The following is a 15,397-nucleotide window of genomic DNA, read 5'->3' on the forward strand; positions in this document are numbered from 1 at the left end:
TTAAAATTTAATGCGAATTATACACCAAGAAATATTAAATGCATTTTAAATATCTTATGACAAAAAAATAATTTTTATATAGTTTTAGAAAAACGCCTTAAATTCTCGGGAATTTTCTTTAGATATTCATCAAAACACATTGCAATATTTCGTATTATCAATGTTCCAGTTTCATTTACGCTGATTTTATCTACTGTAATATTGACAAATTCACTTAAATTTTTAAGCTCCTCAAGCTCTTCCTTAAAGTGTTCAAAGAAATTTATATGAAATTCATTCTCGATAGCTTTGATATCAAGCCCAAAATTACTCATTAAGTTCATAATCACACTCTTTCTAAGCAAATCTTCATCACTTAGATAAATTCCCTTTGCATATGGCAACCTTCCACTATCGATCGCCTTTTCATACTCGTCCATATCTTTATGATTTTGTGCGTAGTGTCTTTTGCACTCACCGATACTTGTCACGCCTATACCAATAAGATCAGCGCCACCCTTTGTCGTATAACCTTGAAAATTTCTATGCAAAGTACCATTTGCAAGAGCACCAAAAAGCTCATCGTTTGGCTTTGCAAAGTGATCCATTCCTATCATTTTATAGCCACTTTTGGTTAAAAACTCAGCTGTAAATTTTAAAATTTCAAGCTTCACTTCTGGATTTGGCAATGTGGTTTCATCAAATTTACGCATTGATTTTTTTATCCACGGTACATGAGCGTAGTTAAATACCGCAAGCCTATCTGGATCAAGTGTGAGGGCTAGTTCAAGCGTCTTTTTAAAGCTCTCTAGGCTTTGATACGGCAGGCCATAGATTAGGTCCATATTGATTGATTTTATGCCCTTCTCTCTAGCCATTTTTACAGCATTTTGAGTGATCTCATAGGGCTGAATTCTATGAATTTCTTTTTGTACTTTTTCATCAAAATCTTGTACACCGTAGCTTATGCGGTTAAAGCCATGAGATATGAGCACGTCAAGCTGCTCATTTGTCAAAAATCTCGGATCTATCTCGCAGCTTATCTCAGCCTCTTTTGAGAAATTTTTAAATTTAGATTTGATTAGTTTTATGATCTCATCAAGCTGAGCGGCATTATAAAATGTCGGTGTACCGCCACCAAAGTGCATCTGTAAGACCTCAGCGCTAGTATCCAGGTGGCGAGCTAAAATTTCAAGCTCTTTTTCTATATATCTTATATATTTCTCTTTGCGATCCTCTTTACTAGTATAGATGACATTACAGCCACAAAAATAACAAGCACTTCTGCAAAATGGCAAGTGCAAATAAAGCGAAAGCGGTCGATTAAGATCACGATTTTCAAGTTCTTTTATATAAGCTTCATAGCTAAATTTATCACTAAACTCTGGTGCTGTCGGATAGCTCGTATATCTTGGCCCTGGCCTTGAATACTTCACATAAGCACTAAAATCAATCATCTGCCCTACTCCTTGCCATTTGAATCACCTCTTTTATGTCTACAAATAAATTTGGGTGTTCTTTTTTGATATTTTTTACCAGCTTGTCAAGATCAATATTAAATTGTCTGCTTTTTTTATCGCTTGCTATCTTTTTTATCTCATCCATAGCAACCACCCAAACATCGCTAAAATCAACTGGAATGTTTTGCCAGATCGTCTTTTCAAGCCTTAGATCAAAATTTTCTTTTTGAGACTCTTTTAAGGCCTCGATCAAAGCCGAAAGCGATTTTACAGAGATTACCGTGTGTAAATTTTGATTTTCATCAATACCAAACCACGGCTCTTTTGAGTCCCAAGAGCCACTTTTTAAATTTAAAATATGCTCATTTGGATTTTTGGTTGACACTATCTCAAAGATCGTTTTTTCAGGGCTACTCAGCCCAAGGTTATTGCCGATCTCATCTATCTCATCATATATATTTTTCTCTTTACTCATCTTCTTCTCTCATCCAGCCAGACCATCACGCCTTTTTGGGCATGGAGTCTGTTTTCAGCCTCGCTAAAAATTTCATCTGCGTGCTTCTCAAAAACTGCCTCGCTCACCTCGTAGCCCCTATAAGCTGGCAAGCAGTGCAAAAATATCGCATCTTTTTTAGCTAGGCTCATCAAATTTTCATCCACGCAGTATCCAGCAAAGTCTTTTAGCCTCTTCTCTTTCTCGGCCTCTTGCCCCATCGATACCCAAGTGTCCGTAGTCACTACATCGGCACCATTTACCGCTTCTTTTATATCATTTGTGATAAAAATTTTCGCACCTGAAATTTTTGCGTTTTCATTAGCTATCTTTAAAATTTCTGCATCCACTTCGTAGCCTTTTGGCGTGGCGACTCTTAGCTCAAGTCCAAGTTTGCTAGCTAGCATGAGCCACGAGTGAGTCATGTTGTTGCCATCACCTACATACGCGACCTTCTCGCCGGCGCTAAATTCTAGCATCGTAAGATAATCTGCCATGAGCTGCACTGGGTGAAATTTATCGCTTAAGCCGTTTATCACTGGTACGCTTGAAAATTTAGCAAATTCTTCTAGCGTCTCGTGCTTATCGACCCTTAGCATAGCCATATCACACATCCTGCTTATCACTCTAGCAGTGTCACGTATAGGCTCACCACGTCCTATTTGTATATCATTTTTGCTTAAAAATAGCGCATATCCGCCAAGCTCATGCATGCCCACATCAAAGCTCACTCTAGTTCTAGTTGAGCTTTTTTCAAATATCATCGCAAGCTTTTGATCTTTTAGATATGGCTTAAATTCTCTAGCCTTCGCCTCTTTTTTGATCTTGCGGGCTAAATTTATCATCTGCTCGATTTCATCTTTACTAAAGTCATTTAGTGTCAAAAAGTGCCTCATCTTAGCCCTTTAAAATTTTAGCCGCTTCTTTTGCATGATAGGTGATGATCAAATTTGCCCCTGCTCTTTTAAAGCCGATTAATGTCTCCATCATGACGCGCTCGTAGTCGATGATACCAGCTTTTGCGCCAGCTTTTAGTAGTGCGTACTCGCCACTTACGTTATAGACGCAAAGTGGCAGAAGTGTTAAATTTCTAAGCTCTCTAACGATGTCAAGATAGGCAAGCGCTGGCTTTACCATCAAGATATCAGCGCCTTGCGCCTCATCCTGCAAGCTCTCATTTATGGCTTCCAAGCGGTTTGCGCTGTCCATTTGATAGCTCTTTCTATCGCCAAAGCTTGGAGCGCTTTGCGCCACGTCACGAAATGGTCCGTAGTAGGCTGAGGCAAATTTAGTCGAGTACGCCATCACTGGTAAATTCTCAAAGCCGTTGCTATCAAGCGCCTCTCTTAGTGTTGCAATTATGCCATCCATCATACCGCTTGGTGCGATCATGTCGGCGCCATTTTGAGCGTGTATCAAAGCTTGTTTAGCTGAAATTTCAAGCGTTGCGTCGTTGTCGATGGTGTTGTGTACATGGTCGATTATGCCGCAGTGGCCGTGGTCTGTGTATTCGCAAAAGCAAAGATCAGTGACGACTACCAAATTTGGGAATTTATCTTTTATCGCTCTAAGCGCAGTTGCTATGATGCCGTCATTGCTTAGTGCGTCGCTACCAACGCTATCTTTTAGGCTTGGTATGCCAAATAAAATGATCGATTTTATGCCTAAATTTACTATCTCTTCGCACTCTTTTAAAATTTCATCGATACTCATTTGATAGACGCCTGGCATCGAAGCGATCTCGTTTTTAACGCCTTTGCCCTCGACTACAAAGAGCGGATAGATGAAGTCATTTACGCTAAGGCTAGTCTCTCTTACCATGTCTCTTAGGGCTGGATTTATTCTTAATCTTCTAAAACGTTTAAACATATTTTTGCCTTTTCTTTGTTAAAATGCGTGATTTTTAGCTAGTTTAGCACAGTTGGAGTAAATTTAAAATGAAAATAGAAATTTCAAACGCCGCAAATCTACCTTCAAGATTTGGCACTTATAAGGTTCAAGCCTTCAAAGAAGGGGCAAAAGAGCACCTTGTGATCTACAAAGAGCCTTTAAGCGAAGTGATAAATCTTAGAATTCACTCCGAATGCCTAACTGGCGATGCGATCGGAAGCCTAAAGTGCGACTGCCGCGACCAGCTTGAAGCGAGCCTAAAATATATCGAAGAAAATGGTGGCATGGTCATCTACCTGCGTCAAGAGGGCAGAAATATCGGGCTTTTAAACAAAATAAACGCTTATAGCCTCCAAGACAAGGGCTTTGACACGATAGAAGCCAATCACCAGCTAGGTTTTAAGGCCGATGAGAGGACATACGAAGTGGTTGATTTTATCCTAAATCATTACGGCATAAAAGAGGTAAATTTACTCACAAATAACCCATTAAAACTTCACGGACTAAGCTCAGTAAAGATCGTAAAACGCGTGCCTATCGTCATCAAGCCAAATAAATTCAACGAAGGCTACTTGAAAGTAAAAAAAGAGCAAATGGGGCATATTTTGTAATGAAAAATGAGCTTTCTCTGCCAGCTGATTTTGACGAAAAAATAAAAATTTACGCTCAAATTTTTACTAAATTTAACAAGGTTCATAGCCTAAGCAACTATAAAGATATAAGCGAACAGGTGCTTGATAGCATAAAGCCGCTTGAGATTTTTGACCTAAGTGCCAAAACGGCGATCGATGTTGGTAGTGGGGCTGGCTTTCCAGCGATATTTTTAGCCCTTGCGATGTCTCAAACGAAGTGGCATCTTTTTGAGCCAATAGCCAAAAAGTCATCATTTCTAAGCTATGCTAAGATCGAGCTTGGCTTGCAAAATTTAGAAGTTCATAGCCAAAAGATCGAGCTTGCAGATAAATTTATAGCTGATCTCATCACCTCAAGGGCGCTTAGCAAGACAAAAGAGCTCATAAAAATTTGCGAGGGATTTTACGATGAAAATACTAAATTTCTCATCTACAAGGGCTCAAGCGTTATGGATGAAATTTCAGGCATAGACGCGCAAATTTATAATGAAAAAAATAGAAACTACATATATTTTAATTTCAAAAAACATGGAGAAAAACATTGAAATACTTGCTTTTTGTAGCGATTTTGGTTGCGATTTACATCATATTTTTTAAAAATAGAAAAAATAGCGACAAAATAAGCACCAGTAACTTCGAAGAGTGCAGCAAATGCGGTGTCTTTAGCGACATCGATCAAATGGTGCTGCGAGACGGAAAATACATCTGTAAAGAGTGCATAAAGGGTGAGGGATGAAAATTTTGGGTGATGAGCTGATCAAATTTGAGCCATTATATCTTTGCAAAAGTGAAGATGAAATTTCAAACGGCAGGCAAAATCTCTTTAAATTTGATAGAAATTTGATAAAAAGGGCGTTAGAAGCTGGAGCAAGCTTTAGCATCATCGCAAATGATCTAAACGAAGCTATCGTTGCAAACGCGGCTGGAGCAAAATTTATTATCGCAGATATTGACATTGCAAAAGATCTAGCAAAGATAGCTGAGAGTTATCTATTTGACGCGCTTATAGCTGTTTTGATAAAAGATGAAAGCGAGCTAGCACAGCTTGCAAAATTTAACATCGATGCCGCAATCTTGCCAAACGCTATAAAAGAATAAGGACAAAAATGGAAATTTTCAAAACCGCTTTTTTAATGGTTACTTTAATGCTGATTTTTATCGCTGTTGGCGGATATATTGGCGGTGAGCAGGGTATGATGATCGCCTTTTTGATAGCGGCTGGCACAAATATCTTTTCATATTTTTTTAGTGATACTCTGGTGCTTAAAAGATATAACGCTATCCCAGTCGATGAGAGTAACGCTCACGGGCTTTATGAGATCGTATCTCGTCTCACACAAAAGGCAAATTTGCCTATGCCAAAAATTTACATCATACCAGAAGAGGTACCAAATGCCTTTGCCACGGGCAGAAACCCAAGCCATGCAGCCGTTGCAGTAACCGAGGGGCTTTTAAAAATTTTAAATGAAAACGAGATCGAGGGTGTGCTAGCTCACGAGCTAAGCCACGTAAGGCATTACGACATCCTAACTGGCTCAATCGCTGCCATACTAGCTGGCGCTATCGCAATGCTTGCAAATTTTGCTAAGATTGGTGATATTGCTGGGCAAAGCAGCGGTTCAAGAAGAGGTGGCGGTAATGCCATCGTTATGCTAGCACTTGCTATACTCATGCCAATAGCTGCCACAATCATCCAAATGGCGATCTCAAGGGAGCGCGAGTACAAGGCGGACAAAGGCGCAGCCTATCTAACAGGACACCCAGAGTGGCTTGCAAGTGCTCTAAGAAAGCTTGAGAGCTACTCAAATTCTTACGTTATGCAAAACGCAAGCGAACAAAGTGCTCATATGTTTATCGTAAATCCATTTGGCTCGCTAACTAACAAGCTTGGCGTACTTTTTAGAACGCATCCAAGCACTAGCGATAGGATTGCTGAGCTTGAAAAACTTGAACAAGAGATAAAAAGAGGCATATAAAAATTTAGTCCTTAGTAAAATTTGGGCTAAATTTCTTCTTTCTACTATCTTTTTTGGCCTTAAATTTATAAATTTACAAAAATTTTAAATTTCATGAGCGAGTAATTTCGGCTCTGATTTTAGTGGCAAACTTTTCGAGGCCTAAAATCAGTAGTCGATTCTTGTAAGTAAATAGAATTTTAAAATTGTAAAGGATTAAATTTACAACCAAAAACTGAAATTTAGCCCCAGGTTTCACTGCAATTTCTTGCAGTCGCGATCTTCTATAGTGTACTCAAAAATAAGCTCACCATTTTCTGAATAGAAAAGCTCATCCAAGGTGACACCGATGCTTAGCATATTTAAGATCTCTTTATCCTTGCAAGCAGTTCGTAAATTTTCCTTTTTGATAGCTTCGATAAATTCTAAAAGCTCTTTTTCCTCAAGTCTTTTGATCTCTTGTTTTCTTGCGTATTTGATGGCATATCTATAAATGAGCGTATCGCCGACATTTAGGATGTCGTTAAGCGTAAGTGTTGGCGTACAGATAAATGGAAGCTTTTTTTTGTAGTAAGTTGCATGATTTTTCGCTGCCATATCTGGCGTAAGAGCCAGGGCAAGCGAGTAAAAAAACAGTAAAAAAATGACTACTCGCAACTACTTTTATCCAAATTTATATCAAAAAAATGCCTACCCTCAAAGCCGTAACTACCACTTAGCGTGATGCCACGATTTAGCACAGCTCTAGCCATGCCTGAGTTACAAAGCGCATCTTTTCCATTTTTATAAAACTCATCTTTTAAAGCTAAAATTTGAGCTTTGTTGTAGCCTTTTATCTTCTTTGCCTTGGTCTCGTTTAAAACAAACTCACCGTGTATGTTTAGCCCGCTACTACTCACATCTTTTAGCGTGATCATCTCATCGACTCTGCTTGGTAAATTTGGCTTTGCGGTTTGGACGACAAAAGCTGGGATCTGCTTAGTGTCAAGCTGATTTAGTATCTGCTCATAAATCTTAAACTCACTCTCTTGCACACCAAAAGCAAGGCTAGCAAGAGCTAATAAAACGATCTTTTTCACATATTTCCTTTATATAAATTTCCTAGTGATGTTTGGCGAGAGCTTTACTAAAATATCATAACTTATCGTATCAAAAAATTTCGCCCAAACATTTGCATCCTCAAAGACACAGACCCACTCGCCGCTATCTTTACAACTAAAGCTATCCATTGAAATTTTGCCCAGTATTGGCTCGTTATTGGCAAGTCTTAGCTCGCCACATCCATTGTATCTTAGCAATCCATCGCCATATCCAAGATCATAAGTGGCTACATTTATATCTTCTTTTGCGCTAAATTTAGCACCATATCCAACACCTTGACCATTTTTTAAAATACGCCTACTAACTCTTCTTGCCCATAGCGAAAGTACTGGCTTTAAGTCCAAACTATCACCAAACTGAGCGTATCCATACTGAGCGATACCAACGCGCACCATATCATCATCGATTTTACTTGCTCTTTCAAGCGCAGCTGAGTTGTGAGAGTGAAAGATCGGTTTTTTTATACCAAACTCATCGCAAAGAGCTAAAATTTTCTCTTTTGCAGCCCTAAAATTTTCCCTTTGCACAAAATAATCAGCATTTAGCTCATCACTTGCGCGAAAATGAGTATAAGCTCCAAGAAGCTCTAAATTCCTTCTTGTTAAAATTTCAAAGGCGTAATCAAGCTCGCTAATATCAAGCCCATTTCTATGCATACCAGTGTCGATTGCAAGATTGATTTTTGAGCCATCTTTTATCTTTAAAAGTGCCTCTATGTCGTTTATCGAGTAGATAAATTTACTACTTTCATTTCCGGTTGGGATATGTGAGAGAATGAGAATATTTTCAAATATGTCAGAAATTTCATTTGCCTCAAACTCACTTTTTACAGCACAAATTTCTATGCCAAATTTTTTAGCTTCATTTGCAATAAGCCTTGCGCCATGGCCATAAGCATTGTCTTTTAATACAACTATTACTTTCTCTTTGCCACCAGCTTTAGCACAAATTTGAGTGAGGTTATGGATATATGAAGCTTTATTTAGGCGTATTTCAGACATTAAAATTCACATTAAAAGCAGTATAAACATCCGGTAAAAGTTTTCTTACGTTGTAGTCAAATGCATAAAATTTAGCGTAAATTTCTTTCAGATCAGCCTCTTTTACTTTGCTAAAATCAAAAACATCAGTACCATCTTTCTTTGGAACTTGGCGGTCAAGCTCAGCAAAAAAAGCAGCTCTTGCCTCTAAAATTTTTTCGATTTTTTCTTTTACTTCTTGAGATTTTTCCACTTTTACTCCTCTATAAAAATTTTCATATCATCGTTATAAAGCTTCACATAAAGCGTCTTTTGCCCAGCAAATTTATGTGTATCTGAAACATAATCCTCATAAAAACTCACACGAAAAAGCCTATCATTTTTAAGATTTGGATAAGGCGTTATGAGAAAATTTGAAAAACTAATGCGTTTTTTCTCTTTTTTAGAAAAAATAGCCCGCTTCATACTTTTAAATTTTTCCAAGCTCATACCATCGTATCGCTCAAAGTTTTTATCATAAAATTTAAGATAGTTTTCAATGTCGCTCTCGCTCCATGTCTTTTTCCAGCCCAAAAGCCCAGAAATGATCACTGCAATATCTTTTGCACTAGCTTCTGGACGCTTATCTTCGTAGATAAATGCAAGTGTTTTTTTGTGATCCACTACATCATCAAATTTCATCAAAGTATCATTTTGCATAGCCACGCAGCCTTTTGTTTTTAGCTCGTCTGTCCTTTGACCATCAAGCGGGTAGCCATGTATCCAAATGCCACCACCATTTCGCTTTGCAAGCTTATCAAGCAAATTTGGGTATGAAAGCGAAAATGCAAGTGGGCCAAGATATCTATCATTTGGCGTAAATCTACGTGTAAGCTGATACACTCCAACCGGTGTTTTTAGATCGCCTTCAAGAAGCTTATCACCATTTTTGCCAACTATAACACTTGAGCTAAAAAGCTTTTTTGTAATGCCGCCATTATAAGAGATCACTTCAAGCTTTTTTTTAGTTTTATCAACTACACTTAGAAGTATCTCGTTGTCATAATATCCATATCTTACATCCTTGCCTTCAAGCTTTTTTAGCCAGTAATCCTTACTTAAAATATTTTTTTCGATGGCATCAATGACAGCAGCTGAGCCATTTTTTAAGTAAATTTCTTCGTAATTTTGGGCAAAAAGACAAGGCGATAACGCGATGAAGAAAAATATAATTTTTTTCAAGTGAAATATCCCAAAAAGTAAAATTTAGTCCGTCATTATATCCTAAAAAATTTATATTTTTAGGTTTTAAAGGTAAATTAAGTAATCCTAAGTGTATAATGTGAAAACCATTATTAATTTTATCACAAAGGAAAAATATGAAAAAAATCGTTTTTGGTGCGATGCTTGCAGCTTCTGCTCTTATGGCGGCTGATATCAGCCTAGAAAATGTTAGAGCTAGAGATACAAAACCTGGCACAAACAATAGTGCAATTTTTATGGATATAAAAAATACTTCAAATTCTGATGTAAAGCTTATTGGCGCTCATTCAAGCGTTTGCAAAAGTACAGAAATTCATACACACAAAATGAATGATGGTATGATGGCTATGGTTCAGATTGAAGATGCAGTGATACCAAAAAAAGGTGAAACAAAACTAGCTCCTGGCGGTTTACACATTATGCTTATGGATCTAAATAAACCATTAAAAGATGGTGATAAAGTTGATTTAGAGCTAAAATTTAGCAATGGCGAGAGCATAAAGCTTGATAATATCGGAGTAACTAAAAACTTTAAATAATGAAAAAAATCATAATTATTTTTTCATTTATCTTTATTGTTCTAGGTGCTTTTTCGATAGGCTATAAGCTTATGACAACAAGTAAGGAAGATCCACCTGAATTTGCTGATCTAAACACATCGCTAGATCCTTTAAAATGTGATCTAAACAATAAATCTTGTGAGATGGAATTTAAAGGCGTAAAGCTAAAAATAGACATCTCGCCAAGACCTATTTATGCTATGAGACCTTTTAGCTTTAAAATCATTAATGGTAAAAATTTAGGGCTAAAAAATCCAAGTCTTGAAATAGACGGCATAAATATGAATATGGGATCGATCAAAGCAAGACTTGAGCCAAGAGGCGATAACTTAACTGCCCAAGTAGTGCTAAGTGCTTGTGTTGTCGAGCTTATGAGATATCGATTTAAAGTGCTTGATGACGAAAAAGAAACTGGTTTTTTTGTAGATCTTGATCTAAAATTATAGAGGGTAACGATGAAAAAGGCATTTTGGGGCTTAATAATAATCTTAATTTGTATAGGTGTTGCACTTTTGCTAATAAAGCCAAACAAGTATGATTTTAAGGCACTTTCACAAAATGGTGAAGTAAGTCTTAAAAATTACGACGGAAAGTACAAAGTTATATATTTTGGTTATCTTTTTTGCCCCGATGTCTGCCCTACTGCGCTCTCTTTGATTGGCGATGAGCTAAATAAACTAAAAAGAGATGACTTTGAGTTACTTTTTATTACACTTGATCCTGAACGCGATACTCCTGAAAATTTAACTCTAATGGCAAAAAATTTCTATAAAGATGCTGATGGATTAAAACTAAACGCCTTAAAAGAAGTGGCAAAAACCTATGGTGTAAAATTTCAAAAAGTCCGTCTTGAAAACTCAGCCATGGGCTACTCTGTTGCCCACAGCTCTTCAATATACTTAATAGACAAAAAAGGAAATTTTTATAAAGAAATTTCAAATCTAACAAATGAAAACATTGGAGAAAATTTATTAAATTTGATCAAAGATAGACCTTAGGCTAGAAAATTTAGTAAGCCAAAACTGACCTACTAAAATTCTTTATGCAAATATCATCTCAAGATCTTCTAAACTAAAATTAATTCACTTGTTATGTTTTTGATTTTAATGCTCGCTGAGTGATTTTTTCACCCAAAATCTATTAACCCTTGAACATAAATTTAATCTACAAGCCAAACAAAGTTGATTAAGTGAGAGCAGTACTAGCAACAAATTTATTAAGAAGATCTATACAAAAGGTGGGCTTTTGCACTATAAATTTTAATCATAATGCAAAAGCCAGAAATTTGGTTTTGCTATTTCACTCTATGATGCACGCTGCCGCCATAAGTAATATCCTCAGCCTTTACCTCATCACTTGTTAAAATTTCACTTATCTTGCCATTTTCTTCTAGCTTTTTCCTATTTTCTTCGGCATCTTCTTGATAGCTATAAACCATCGCAACACTCACTACTCCACTGATAGCTTCTATATTTTTAAAATTTTTTATCTCATCTTCAATACTATCTGAGCTAACTACCACTACGATTCTATCGTCTGCGTCAGTTATTATTTCACACTCTTTTAGCTTTTTTATCTCATTTTTTACACTTTCATTTTTATTGTCCGTATAAACTATTAAACTTGAAATATTCATTTAATTCTCCAAAACAAAATTTTATTCTCATAGGCTGAAGTTACGACTTCATTATCGCTTATAAAAACTATGCTATTTATCGTACTTTGTCCAGTTTTTAGCATTGCGATATTTTCTAAGCTTTTGCTATCAACTAAATTTACATCGCTCATCTCATCACTCATATAAGCCGCCACTCTACCATCATCGCTAAGGCCGACACCATAGACCAAAAAGCCGGTATTTATCTTTTTTAGGCTTCCAGCTGAAAATATCCCCACTATCCTGTCGGTGCCTCCGCTGATCATGACTCCATTTTTATATGAGATGTCGTAGATATTATCTGTATGAATGTCTAAAATTTGATCCATTTTTTTAGCTTTTATGTTATAAAAGTAGACCTTCCCACTCTCGCAAGCGATAGCTAGCGTGCTTCTATCTTCGCTTATCTCCATATCTGAGAGCATTGCGATTGAAATTTTAAAGCTATCATAAATTTCGCTACTTTTTAGGTTTAAAAAGTAAATTTCATTGCTAATTGAAGCAAGCACAACATGCTCATTATCTAAAAATAATGCCTTTTTTATTGCTTGATTTGGTATTTTTATGCTTTTCATCTGTCCATTTTCTCTTATATAAAGCACCTTTGTAGCATAGTCACCCTCACTTAGGATGAGTATCTTGCCATTTAACTCATCAACGTTTAAAATTTTTGGTCTTTCATGATCGCTAACGTAGGTTTTTATATCATCCATTTTGATGATCTCTTCAAATTTATCTTCTTTAGGATCATAAATTTCAACCGTCCCTCCATCAGTCGCGATAAAGAGTTTGCCATTTATTAGCGTTGTGCTTAGCACATTTGCACTAGCCTCTATTTGCTTGTATGGCGTAGTGATCTCGCTTGCAAAGATAAAATTTAATAGACAAAAAATAAAAAACAAAGCTCTCATAAGGCCTCCATTTGAAGTGAATTTTTAAAGCAAACATCAAAGCACTCGCCGCAACTTACGCAGTTTTGATTAACAATAGGACGAAAAACGCCAAGAAATTCGACTGCTTTAAATTTGCAAGCATCAAGGCAGTTGTAGCAGATCGTATCATTCCACGCTAGACAGCTAGAAACATCGATGCTAACTTTTGCATTTATACTCTTTGGTGAGTTTAAGCTTAATGTCTTTTTACCAAGACTCTCACAAGCTCTTACGCACTCTTCGCAAAAGTCACAGCCCAGCTTTTTAACTTTAAAAACTACCCTTTCATTTTCAAAGCTAAGAAGCTCTTTTTCACAAGCATTTACGCAGCTAGCATCGCATCCACCGCAGTCAAACTCACCGCTAAAAAATGGCGGAGTTATAAATTTGGGAGCAGATTTTGCCCCCAAAATTTTACTAAAAAGCTCTCGCCTGCTTTGCATTATTTAACACCATCGTTTAAAACATCTAGCAAGTTTGACTTATGAGTGCCGTTTTTATCTCTAAAATCAGGCTTAAATTTATTACCGACTAGCTGAGTTAAGCCAGTTTGTTGCTCAACGTGGCATGTTGTGCAGTTATATCTTTCATCATCAAGCTTGCCTGCAAGATCTTTTTTATTTCTGATGTCATAAAGATGAGATGATGGTATCGGTGTTGCTCCACTATCTTTTGCAAACTCAGGCATATGGCAGGTTACGCACATATTCATATCCTTTGTGATAGGTACTAAACCCTCAGTATCGTGTGGGATAAATGGCGGTGCATTTTCAAAAGACCTATCAAATTTCTTTGACATACCAGCTGGCTCTTTTGTGTAGTTCACATCTTTTAATACAACGTCTTTATCGTCTAGCAAATCGATATTTCTAAAGCCGATTTGCGAATCACTAATACTTGGATTATTAAAAGTACATGCCGCAAAAAACGCAGCACACAATCCTCCAAGCATCATTATTTTTATTTTCATTTTTCTCTCCTTAAATTTCTAATACTAAATTTCAATGCCCCGTCTCCACAAACATCAATACACCTGCCACAGCTTATGCACTCGCTTGAGCTAACCGAGCGGCTCTCTTTACCGATCATGTCAAGCACTTGCATCTCTGGACAAATAAGCTTACATTTCATACATTTTGTGCAAGCCTGGGCATCATGTTTTACTCTAATTAGGGCAAATTTTGAGATGATGGCATAAAAGGCACCAAGCGGACAAACGTGCGAGCAAATACCACGCTTTAACACAAACATATCAAAAGCAATGATCGCAACCGCTATGCCTAAAGCACTAGCTGAGCCGTAAATAATGCCACGCTGAATAATGCCAATATAGTTAACGCTCTCAAATACTGGATAAGATAAAGCAAGGCTTAATATAAGAGCAAGAGCCAGCAAGTAATAACGTAAATTTTTACTCACATTTAAGACTTTTTCGCCCTTAAAGCCAAATTTCTCTCTTAGTTTAAAAGCGATATCAGTTAGCAAATTTATCGGGCATATCCACGAACAAAACGCTCTTGGAGCAACTAGTGCGTAAAATGCAAAGATAATGCCAGCTCCAATAATTGCATTTATGCCGGCACTAAAGCTTGCAAGTAAAATTTGAACCAAAGCAAATGGATCGCTTAGTGGAATTTTTCCAAAAAGCAAAGATGAGCTTAAATTTCCGCTAAGTATCTTAACTCCATAAAAATTTCCTAGGATAAATAGTGCTAGGATAGAAATTTGAGTTATTCGTCTTAAGATTAAAAATTTCATAGCTCACCACCATTTAGATAATCAGTCGCTTTTTTAATGTCAAGCTTTATTTTGCTGTCCGCATCATCTATGCGTCTTTCATCTTCTTTTATCCAGCCTTTGACGTAGTTATCGCCTACTTTGCCAAGCACCGCATCGCGGTTTAGCACGGTAATGGCTGCTTTTTTAGTGATACAGGCTCGCTCGCATAGGCCACATCCGGTGCAGATGTCGCTATCGACCACTGGAAGTAAAAAGGCATGCTTTTGCGTCCTTTCGTTGCGGCGATACTCAAGATACAAGGCCTTATCTATGAGCGGACAGGATCTATAGCAAGCATCGCACTGTATTCCCCAGTATGCCACGCAGTTTTTCATATCAACCACCGCAACACCCATTTTGGCCTTATTTATGTCAAGCTTGCCTTTTGTGCTTACTAAATTTACGTCCAAAGCTCCAGTCGGACAGGCTGGCACACAAGGGATATTTTCACACATATAGCAAGGAATTTTTCTAGGCTCAAAATAAGGCGTTCCAATGCTTATGCCATCTTCTAGCGATGAGAGCTTTAGCGTATCAAATGGACAAGCCTCTACGCAAAGCCCACACCTAATGCAGCTTTGTAAAAATTGCTTCTCTTCTTTTGCACCAGGAGGCCTAAGAAGCATAAGTGGCGAGGCTTTGGCACTAAGCGACCAAACAAAGCCTCCGCCAAGAGCTAAAAGCGCTACTTTTGCTCCAAATTTTAAAGCCTCTCGCCTACTTGAAAATCCCATATC

The 15,397-nt window shown here is 37.3% G+C and carries 23 protein-coding genes; 8 read left to right on the top strand and 15 right to left on the bottom strand.

What is annotated here, in order from left to right; all coding sequences use genetic code 11:
- Window positions 1-74: 74 nt before the first annotated feature.
- The 4 genes from hemN to hemB are packed head-to-tail and all read right to left on the bottom strand — an operon-like array spanning window position 75 to window position 3,801.
- Window positions 75-1,436 (bottom strand): oxygen-independent coproporphyrinogen III oxidase, encoded by a 1,362-nt coding sequence (gene hemN, locus CVS97_RS03040; protein ID WP_107785020.1) that lies wholly within the window; start codon window positions 1,434-1,436, stop codon window positions 75-77.
- On the bottom strand, window positions 1,429-1,914 hold the full coding sequence (locus tag CVS97_RS03045; protein ID WP_084040706.1) for a DUF2603 domain-containing protein: 486 nt from the start codon (window positions 1,912-1,914) through the stop codon (window positions 1,429-1,431). Before CVS97_RS03045 ends, hemN begins: the two co-directional genes overlap by 8 nt.
- Window positions 1,911-2,828, bottom strand: a complete 918-nt coding sequence (gene argF, locus CVS97_RS03050; protein ID WP_107785021.1) for an ornithine carbamoyltransferase — start codon at window positions 2,826-2,828, stop codon at window positions 1,911-1,913. The genes CVS97_RS03045 and argF overlap by 4 nt, the downstream gene beginning before the upstream one ends.
- 1 nt (window position 2,829) lies before the next feature.
- On the bottom strand, window positions 2,830-3,801 hold the full coding sequence (gene hemB / locus CVS97_RS03055; protein WP_107785022.1) for a porphobilinogen synthase: 972 nt from the start codon (window positions 3,799-3,801) through the stop codon (window positions 2,830-2,832).
- Between the two features lie 68 nt (window positions 3,802-3,869).
- Here hemB and ribA point away from each other — a divergent pair, with 68 nt between their 5' ends.
- Genes ribA through htpX form a run of 5 tightly spaced genes read left to right on the top strand, consistent with a single transcriptional unit; the run spans window position 3,870 to window position 6,430 of the window.
- Window positions 3,870-4,433 carry a GTP cyclohydrolase II gene (gene ribA, locus CVS97_RS03060; RefSeq protein WP_103620789.1) on the top strand — a complete coding sequence of 188 codons (564 nt, stop codon included), beginning with the start codon at window positions 3,870-3,872 and terminating at the stop codon, window positions 4,431-4,433.
- Window positions 4,433-4,999 carry a 16S rRNA (guanine(527)-N(7))-methyltransferase RsmG gene (rsmG, locus tag CVS97_RS03065; RefSeq protein ID WP_107785023.1) on the top strand — a complete coding sequence of 189 codons (567 nt, stop codon included), beginning with the start codon at window positions 4,433-4,435 and terminating at the stop codon, window positions 4,997-4,999. Before ribA ends, rsmG begins: the two co-directional genes overlap by 1 nt.
- The gene (locus tag CVS97_RS03070) at window positions 4,996-5,190 is read left to right on the top strand and encodes a hypothetical protein (RefSeq protein ID WP_107785024.1); all 195 of its coding nucleotides are present in this window, start codon (window positions 4,996-4,998) and stop codon (window positions 5,188-5,190) included. Before rsmG ends, CVS97_RS03070 begins: the two co-directional genes overlap by 4 nt.
- Window positions 5,187-5,552, top strand: coding sequence for a hypothetical protein (locus CVS97_RS03075; RefSeq protein WP_107785025.1), 366 nt, complete (start codon window positions 5,187-5,189; stop codon window positions 5,550-5,552). The genes CVS97_RS03070 and CVS97_RS03075 overlap by 4 nt, the downstream gene beginning before the upstream one ends.
- Before the next feature lie 8 nt (window positions 5,553-5,560).
- Complete coding sequence (gene htpX / locus CVS97_RS03080) at window positions 5,561-6,430, top strand: zinc metalloprotease HtpX (RefSeq protein WP_107785026.1); 870 nt, start codon at window positions 5,561-5,563, stop codon at window positions 6,428-6,430.
- Window positions 6,431-6,664: 234 nt separating this feature from the next.
- Here htpX and CVS97_RS03085 read toward each other — a convergent pair whose 3' ends face one another.
- From CVS97_RS03085 to CVS97_RS03105, 5 genes are read right to left on the bottom strand one after another with little or no spacing between them, the layout of a single operon-like run.
- Complete coding sequence (locus tag CVS97_RS03085; protein WP_199905999.1) at window positions 6,665-7,006, bottom strand: hypothetical protein; 342 nt, start codon at window positions 7,004-7,006, stop codon at window positions 6,665-6,667.
- Window positions 7,007-7,056: 50 nt separating this feature from the next.
- Entirely contained in the window at window positions 7,057-7,488 is a 432-nt protein-coding gene (locus CVS97_RS03090) for a peptide deformylase (RefSeq protein ID WP_107785027.1), read from the bottom strand.
- A gap of 9 nt (window positions 7,489-7,497) precedes the next feature.
- Window positions 7,498-8,511, bottom strand: a complete 1,014-nt coding sequence (locus CVS97_RS03095; protein ID WP_107785028.1) for an alanine racemase — start codon at window positions 8,509-8,511, stop codon at window positions 7,498-7,500.
- A complete protein-coding gene (gene cmeU / locus CVS97_RS03100) occupies window positions 8,504-8,743 on the bottom strand; it encodes a CmeU family protein (protein WP_021091016.1) in 240 nt (79 codons plus the stop codon). The genes CVS97_RS03095 and cmeU overlap by 8 nt, the downstream gene beginning before the upstream one ends.
- 2 nt (window positions 8,744-8,745) lie before the next feature.
- A complete protein-coding gene (locus CVS97_RS03105) occupies window positions 8,746-9,711 on the bottom strand; it encodes a L,D-transpeptidase family protein (RefSeq protein WP_021090919.1) in 966 nt (321 codons plus the stop codon).
- A gap of 137 nt (window positions 9,712-9,848) precedes the next feature.
- On the opposite strand from CVS97_RS03105, the gene CVS97_RS03110 reads away from it, so the two are divergent.
- The 3 genes from CVS97_RS03110 (at window position 9,849) to CVS97_RS03120 (ending at window position 11,290) form a co-directional block, all read left to right on the top strand.
- A complete protein-coding gene (locus CVS97_RS03110) occupies window positions 9,849-10,271 on the top strand; it encodes a copper chaperone PCu(A)C (protein WP_107785029.1) in 423 nt (140 codons plus the stop codon).
- Between the two features lie 71 nt (window positions 10,272-10,342).
- Window positions 10,343-10,738: a hypothetical protein gene (locus tag CVS97_RS03115; RefSeq protein ID WP_199906000.1), complete on the top strand. Its 396-nt coding sequence runs from the start codon at window positions 10,343-10,345 to the stop codon at window positions 10,736-10,738.
- Between the two features lie 9 nt (window positions 10,739-10,747).
- A complete protein-coding gene (locus CVS97_RS03120) occupies window positions 10,748-11,290 on the top strand; it encodes an SCO family protein (protein WP_054196383.1) in 543 nt (180 codons plus the stop codon).
- Between the two features lie 296 nt (window positions 11,291-11,586).
- Here CVS97_RS03120 and CVS97_RS03125 read toward each other — a convergent pair whose 3' ends face one another.
- Genes CVS97_RS03125 through napG form a run of 6 tightly spaced genes read right to left on the bottom strand, consistent with a single transcriptional unit; the run spans window position 11,587 to window position 15,394 of the window.
- Window positions 11,587-11,928 (bottom strand): chaperone NapD, encoded by a 342-nt coding sequence (locus tag CVS97_RS03125; protein ID WP_087576818.1) that lies wholly within the window; start codon window positions 11,926-11,928, stop codon window positions 11,587-11,589.
- Window positions 11,925-12,860, bottom strand: coding sequence for a WD40 repeat domain-containing protein (locus tag CVS97_RS03130; protein WP_107785031.1), 936 nt, complete (start codon window positions 12,858-12,860; stop codon window positions 11,925-11,927). The genes CVS97_RS03125 and CVS97_RS03130 overlap by 4 nt, the downstream gene beginning before the upstream one ends.
- Window positions 12,857-13,324, bottom strand: a complete 468-nt coding sequence (locus tag CVS97_RS03135; RefSeq protein WP_107785032.1) for a 4Fe-4S ferredoxin — start codon at window positions 13,322-13,324, stop codon at window positions 12,857-12,859. The genes CVS97_RS03130 and CVS97_RS03135 overlap by 4 nt, the downstream gene beginning before the upstream one ends.
- Complete coding sequence (locus CVS97_RS03140) at window positions 13,324-13,851, bottom strand: nitrate reductase cytochrome c-type subunit (protein ID WP_084108411.1); 528 nt, start codon at window positions 13,849-13,851, stop codon at window positions 13,324-13,326. Before CVS97_RS03140 ends, CVS97_RS03135 begins: the two co-directional genes overlap by 1 nt.
- The gene (gene napH, locus CVS97_RS03145; RefSeq protein ID WP_107785033.1) at window positions 13,848-14,639 is read right to left on the bottom strand and encodes a quinol dehydrogenase ferredoxin subunit NapH; all 792 of its coding nucleotides are present in this window, start codon (window positions 14,637-14,639) and stop codon (window positions 13,848-13,850) included. The genes CVS97_RS03140 and napH overlap by 4 nt, the downstream gene beginning before the upstream one ends.
- On the bottom strand, window positions 14,636-15,394 hold the full coding sequence (napG, locus tag CVS97_RS03150) for a ferredoxin-type protein NapG (RefSeq protein WP_107709516.1): 759 nt from the start codon (window positions 15,392-15,394) through the stop codon (window positions 14,636-14,638). The genes napH and napG overlap by 4 nt, the downstream gene beginning before the upstream one ends.
- Window positions 15,395-15,397 lie beyond the last annotated feature (3 nt).

Source organism: Campylobacter concisus, assembly GCF_003049735.1.
GTDB lineage: Bacteria > Campylobacterota > Campylobacteria > Campylobacterales > Campylobacteraceae > Campylobacter_A > Campylobacter_A concisus_AN.